1 protein-coding gene is annotated in these 504 nt (G+C 62.7%); it reads right to left on the bottom strand.

Annotation, left to right across the window (positions count from 1 at the left end; translation table 11 throughout):
- The coding region (locus tag F8N96_RS34950) for a DJ-1/PfpI family protein (RefSeq protein WP_150801650.1) at positions 1-465 on the bottom strand (465 nt) is incomplete at its 3' end.
- Positions 466-504 lie beyond the last annotated feature (39 nt).

Below are 504 nucleotides of genomic sequence, written 5' to 3'. Positions count from 1 at the left end.
GTCGATGTACGTGCCGCCCGCCAGTCGCACTTCCGCCGCGCAGGCCGGATAGGCGCTGCACTCGCGGCCCTCAAGAATGCCCGCCGCTGCCAGCAGCTGCGCGCCATGGCACACCGCTGCAATCGCTTTGCCGGACTGGTCGAAGGCACGGACCAGATCCAGGACTTTTTCGTTCAGACGCAGGTCTTCCGGAGCCCGACCGCCAGGGATCACCAGCGCGTCGTACACGGCCCTACTGGCACTGGCGAAATCGAAATTCAGCGCGAACAGGTGACCGGGTTTTTCGCTGTAGGTCTGGTTACCTTCGAAGTCATGGATCGCGGTGCGCACGGTCTGGCCCGCAGCCTTGTCCGGGCAGACCGCATGGACGGTGTGCCCGACCATTTGCAGGGCCTGGAACGGCACCATCACTTCATAGTCCTCGACGTAATCGCCGACCAGCATCAGGATTTTTTTCGCGGCCATGGTGAGGACTCCTCTGGGCAATGCTTGGGAGTACTCAGG

It is taken from the genome of Pseudomonas fluorescens, from assembly GCF_902497855.1.
In the GTDB taxonomy this organism is placed as follows: domain Bacteria; phylum Pseudomonadota; class Gammaproteobacteria; order Pseudomonadales; family Pseudomonadaceae; genus Aquipseudomonas; species Aquipseudomonas fluorescens_BI.
This window is presented reverse-complemented; position numbering and strand designations above follow the sequence as displayed.